Consider the following 4,811-nt stretch of genomic DNA (forward strand, 5'->3'; position numbering starts at 1 on the left):
GGCGGGGCCGCGGCGGCGCCAGCGGCGCGGCCTCGGCCAGCCAGGGGGCGTCCTCGTCGCGACCATTGCTCATGCGCGCACCATCAGTGCAGTTCCTCGGCGGCCGCAACCCCGATCACGGCAAGGCCGTTCCGGATCACCTGGCCCACCGCCTGCGCCATCGCCAGCCGGGCGGCCGTGAGGTCAGGCCGCTCGGTCAGCACGAAGCGGCGGGCGGGGTCATCGTTGCCGGCGTTCCACTGGCTGTGGAAGGCGGCGGCGAGATCGCCCAGGTAGAAGGCAATGCGGTGCGGCTCGCGCGCTTCGGCGGCCTGCTCAATGATGCGCGGGAAGCTGGCGGCCAGCTTCACCACCGCGAGTTCATCGCCATCGAGCAGCGAAAGATCGGGCGCCGGCAGCGCGATGCCGGCCTCGGCCACCTTGCGGCCCAGCGAGGCGATGCGGGCGTGGGCGTACTGCACATAGAAGACCGGGTTGTCGCGGCTCTGCTCCACCACCTTTGCGAAATCGAAATCCATCGGCGATTCCGGCCGCTTGGTGAGCATCACGAAGCGCACCACGTCCTTGCCGACCTCTTCCACCACTTCGCCAAGCGTGACGAAGGTGCCGGCGCGCTTCGACATCTTCACCGGTTCGCCGGCGCGCAGCAGCTTCACCAGGTTCACCACCTTGATGTCGAGCGGCACGGCGCCGTCGGAAAGCGCCTTCACCGCCGCTGTCATGCGCTTCACATAGCCGGCATGGTCGGCGCCGAAGATGTTGACGAGCGCTGCATAGCCCCGGCTCAGCTTGTCCCAGTGATAGGCGACGTCGCCGGCAAAATAGGTCCAGCTGCCGTTCGACTTCATCATCGCCCGGTCCTGGTCGTCGCCGAAATCGGTCGAACGGAACAGCGTCTGCGGGCGCGGCTCCCAGTCGTCGGCGGCTTCGCCCTTGGGCCGCTCCAGCACGCCCTCATAGATCAGGCCCTTGGCCTTCAACGCGTCCAGTGCCTCTTGCACGCGCGCGCCCAGCCCGGCTTCCGAGAAATAGACATCCTGCACGATGCCCAGGAGGGCGAGGTCGGCACGGATGCGCTCCATCATCAGCGCCACGGTGCGGGCGCGGAACAGGGCCAGCCATTCCGCCTCGGGCGCCGCCACATAGCGGTCACCGAACTCGGCGGCGAACGCCTCGCCCACCGGCACCAGATAGTCGCCGGGGTAAAGTCCCTCCGGAATTTCAATGGCTTCGCCGAGCGCCTCGCGGTAGCGCAGATGGGCGGAGCGGGCGAGCGTGTCCACCTGCCCGCCGGCATCGTTGATGTAATATTCGCGGGTCACCGCCCAGCCGGCAAAGGCGAGCAGCCCGGCCAGCGCATCGCCCACCACGGCGCCACGGCAATGGCCCATGTGCATCGGCCCGGTGGGATTGGCAGACACATATTCGACATTGATCGGCCGGCCGGCGCCCACATTGCTGCGACCGTAATCGCTTCCAGCTGCCAGCATGGCCCTGATCTGCCCGTGCCACACGCTGTCGGCCAGCCGCAGGTTGATGAAGCCTGGCCCGGCCACTTCTGCCGCGACGATGCCGGGCTTGCCGCGCAGGTTTGCGGCCAACGCCTCGGCCAGCGCGCGCGGGTTGAGGCCGGCCGGTTTGGCCAGCGCCATGGCGGCGTTGGTGGCGAGATCGCCGTGGCTGGCATCGCGCGGCGGCTCCACCGTCACGGCGGCAAAGGACAGGCCCGCAGGCAGCGTACCGGCAGCCACCAGTTCCCCAAGGGCGGCGCGCAGGACGGTGGCGAAATGGCTGAACAGATTGGGTGGCAGGTTCACGGGCGCGGCATTTCGGGCTGACGATGCTTGAGGCCCGTTCCCTAGCGGCTGCTGTCGGCCGCGTCCATGCACTTGGGCCAGAGGCGGCCGCTGCCGGCCGTCCGGTCAGGCGGCGACGGCCTCCCGCGGCCACGACCGCTGGCCCTGGCCGAACTGCGTGATGCGCAGCTTCTCGCTGGCGGCGACGCGCGATTCGCTGATCACGTGATCGACCCCGGCAATGCTGATGGCCAGCGTGCCGGCGTCGGTCGTCTCGATCAGCCCCTTGGATTTCAGATACCAGATGTGGAAATCGAAGGCTTCGTCCGAACAGGCAAGCTGGCTCTGCAGTTCATAGGGGCCAACGCCGGGGTCGCTCGCCCGTTCGCGGCGGCGCTTGTAGAGCAGCATCAGCGTTTCGGCATGGACTTCGGCATCGGACAGCGCAGCGCGCTCCTCGGCCAGGATCGAATCGGCATTGGCGAAGACATAGCCGGTGTGGGCGGAAAAGCGCTGATCATAGGCCGCGCGGCGGCCATGGTCCTTCAGGGCGCGATAGGCCTCGGTTGCGGCGCGGAAGCTGTCGATGTCTGCCGTGTCCGAATGATCGGGATGATAGAGCTTGGCCAGCCGCCGATAGGCGATTTCCAGCGTGCGGGCATCGCATTCGGGATGGACCCGGAGCACCGCATAATAATCAACGAAGGAACGATCTTCGTTCATGGCAACCCCCTCACCGCGCATCCGACAAGCGCCTTGCGAACAGTTGGTTGCCCCAACCCTAGATACGCAACCAACAACTACTAAACAATGTATTAAACAATTGGTCAGGCTTGTCAATATGGCGATTTGGTTAACGCGCCGCTGAGTCTTGCCGTTGTTGGTAGTTGTCGGCCGTGCTCCGCCGGTTCAGCATCACAACCATGACCAGCGATCATCCCGCCGCCATCGAGGCCAGTCTCGAACGTGCCGTGGCCGCCATCGGCGATCCGCAGGCTGCCGTCTATGCACGGCTTTTCGCGCGGCACCCGGAGATGGAGGCGGAATTCTGGCGTGACCGTTCGGGGCGCATCCGCGGCGAGATGCTGGCCCGCAGCATCGAGATGATCCTTGACCTGGCCGCGCCCCATGCCCCCGAAGGCGGCTGGGGCGGCGCCTTTCTGGGAACCGAGGCGGTGACCCACGATGCTTACGGCATATCGCGCACCATCTTCGCCGATTTCGTGCCGATCGTCGCCAGCGTGATCCGCGAGGCCTGCGGCGCTGACTTCACGCCGGCGATGGACGACGCATGGGCGCTGGTGGTCGCCCGTGCCGCCGCGACGCTGGCCGCGCTGCCGGGCAGCAGTGCCGAGCCGCGCAAGATCGATCCCGATGCCATCCTGCCACCGGTGGCGGAACGTGGGCTATTCTTCCCGCTGCGCTGACAAAAAGGCCCCGGCCAGCGCCTGAGGGGGAGGCGCGGGCCGGGGCAGGGAGGAACGGTCTGGCTGTTGAGGCCCTGGGCCTTGGATCAGCGGCCCTGATCAGCGATTCTGGGCGAGCTGCACGCCGGTATCGAGCTGCTGGCGGGCCTGGGCGAACTTCTTCGCGGCTTCGAAGCGGTTGCCTTCGGCGCAGATCTTCTCGGCCAGGCGGGCGGTGCGCAGCGCCTTGGCGGCGGCGTCCGGAGTGGCGCCTTCAGCCTGCGCCTGCACGGCCGCCACTTCGGCCTGGCAGTTGACGCTGGCGGCCTTGGCCGGGCTCAGCGCCAGGAAGGGCAGCATGGCGGCGATGGCGAGGCCGGTGATGGTCAGGCGGTCGATGGTGAAGCTGGTGGTCATTGTCTGGGTTCCTTTTCCGATCGGCGGTGATTGCCGGTTGCCGATGAGGAGGTTTTAAGCGACACTCGGAACCAAGATAATCCTGATAATGATTGGCACCCCATGAAGCAGAACTACACAATCCCGCGCAACCTGCTGGATGGGCTCGAATGCTTTCTGCGGGTGGCCGAGCGCGGCTCGTTCCGGGCCGCGGCCGAGGATCTCGGGGTGACGCCGTCGGCGGTCAGCCAGACGGTCAAGCAGATGGAAGAACGGATGGGGGTGCCGCTCTTCATCCGCACCACCAGGTCGGTGGGGCTCACCGAGGCGGGGCAGCAGTTCCATGCGCAGGCGGCGCCCGCCTTTGCCAGCCTGGTCAATGCCTGGGAAGGCGCACGCACCTTCGGCGAGCGGCCGGCCGGGCTGCTGCGGCTCAACATGCCGCGCGCCGTGGTGCCGCTGCTGATCGAGCCGATCATCGCCGATTTCTGTGCCGCCTACCCGGATGTGGACGTGGAGGTGGCGGCGGAGGACGCGCTGATCGACCTTGCCAGCAGCGGCCATGATGCCGGCATCCGGCTGGGCGAACTGCTGGAGGCCGACATGATCAGCGTGCGCCTGTCTGCGCCCTTCCGCTTCCTCACGGTGGCGACGCCCGCCTATCTCGATGCCCATGGCCGCCCAACCACGCCGGCCGACCTCAAGGGCCACCAGTGCATCCGGCAGCGCCTGTCGGGCGGGGCAATCTTGCCCTGGCGCTATGTCGATGGTGGGCGCGCCATTGATGTGAATGTGACCGGCCGGGTGATCGTGAACGATTACCGGACGGCAATGGCGATGGCGGAACGCGGGCTGGGCCTTGTCCAGATTGCCGATGAGCTGGTGATGTCGCAACTGGCCGAAGGCACCCTGGAAGCGGTGCTGGAGCCGATGGCCGCCGTCAGCCCGGGCCTGTTCCTGCATTATCCCGGCCATGCCCAAGTGCTGCCCAAGCTGCGCGCCTTCATCGATCACGTGAAGCAGGCGCTGGCCGATGGCCGGCTGAAGAATCTCGCGCAGATGCGGTGACAGGCCGGTCAATCAGGGCGGTGAGAGGACGCTGGCCACCTGCTGTTCGGTGCCGCGCACCACGATTACCGCCGGGCCTATGATGCGTGGCGGGCTGGCAGCTGGGGCCCGGGCAGCGGCGCTGGCTGCCGGCGCCGGCCCGCGC

5 protein-coding genes are annotated in these 4,811 nt (G+C 67.4%); 2 read left to right on the forward strand and 3 right to left on the reverse strand.

All coding sequences use genetic code 11. The features are described from left to right. Positions 1–83 precede the first annotated feature (83 nt). Together argS and GJV64_RS11375 are read right to left on the reverse strand one after the other, a co-directional pair. Complete coding sequence (gene argS, locus GJV64_RS11370) at positions 84–1,817, reverse strand: arginine--tRNA ligase (RefSeq protein WP_408014990.1); 1,734 nt, start codon at positions 1,815–1,817, stop codon at positions 84–86. Between the two features lie 105 nt (positions 1,818–1,922). Beyond that, on the reverse strand, positions 1,923–2,519 hold the full coding sequence (locus tag GJV64_RS11375) for a DnaJ domain-containing protein (protein ID WP_164157337.1): 597 nt from the start codon (positions 2,517–2,519) through the stop codon (positions 1,923–1,925). A gap of 200 nt (positions 2,520–2,719) precedes the next feature. Between GJV64_RS11375 and GJV64_RS11380 the strand changes: the two genes are divergently transcribed. Further along, a complete protein-coding gene (locus GJV64_RS11380; protein ID WP_164157338.1) occupies positions 2,720–3,223 on the forward strand; it encodes a globin in 504 nt (167 codons plus the stop codon). 99 nt (positions 3,224–3,322) lie between these two features. Here the strand turns inward: GJV64_RS11380 and GJV64_RS11385 are convergent, their stop codons facing one another. After that, positions 3,323–3,619: a hypothetical protein gene (locus GJV64_RS11385; RefSeq protein WP_164157339.1), complete on the reverse strand. Its 297-nt coding sequence runs from the start codon at positions 3,617–3,619 to the stop codon at positions 3,323–3,325. A gap of 102 nt (positions 3,620–3,721) precedes the next feature. Between GJV64_RS11385 and GJV64_RS11390 the strand changes: the two genes are divergently transcribed. Continuing rightward, positions 3,722–4,666, forward strand: coding sequence for a LysR family transcriptional regulator (locus tag GJV64_RS11390; protein WP_164157340.1), 945 nt, complete (start codon positions 3,722–3,724; stop codon positions 4,664–4,666). Positions 4,667–4,811: the final 145 nt, after the last annotated feature.

Origin of the sequence: Sandarakinorhabdus rubra, from assembly GCF_010994245.1 — a bacterium.
Lineage (GTDB): Bacteria > Pseudomonadota > Alphaproteobacteria > Sphingomonadales > Sphingomonadaceae > Sandarakinorhabdus > Sandarakinorhabdus rubra.

Excerpts from the sequence above, each read along its gene's own strand:
- GJV64_RS11380 (WP_164157338.1), top strand. The coding sequence starts at position 2,720 with ATGACCAGCGATCATCCCGCCGCCATCGAGGCCAGTCTCGAACGTGCC.
- GJV64_RS11385 (WP_164157339.1), bottom strand. The coding sequence starts at position 3,619 with ATGACCACCAGCTTCACCATCGACCGCCTGACCATCACCGGCCTCGCC.
- GJV64_RS11375 (WP_164157337.1), bottom strand. The coding sequence starts at position 2,519 with ATGAACGAAGATCGTTCCTTCGTTGATTATTATGCGGTGCTCCGGGTC.
- GJV64_RS11390 (WP_164157340.1), top strand. The coding sequence starts at position 3,722 with ATGAAGCAGAACTACACAATCCCGCGCAACCTGCTGGATGGGCTCGAA.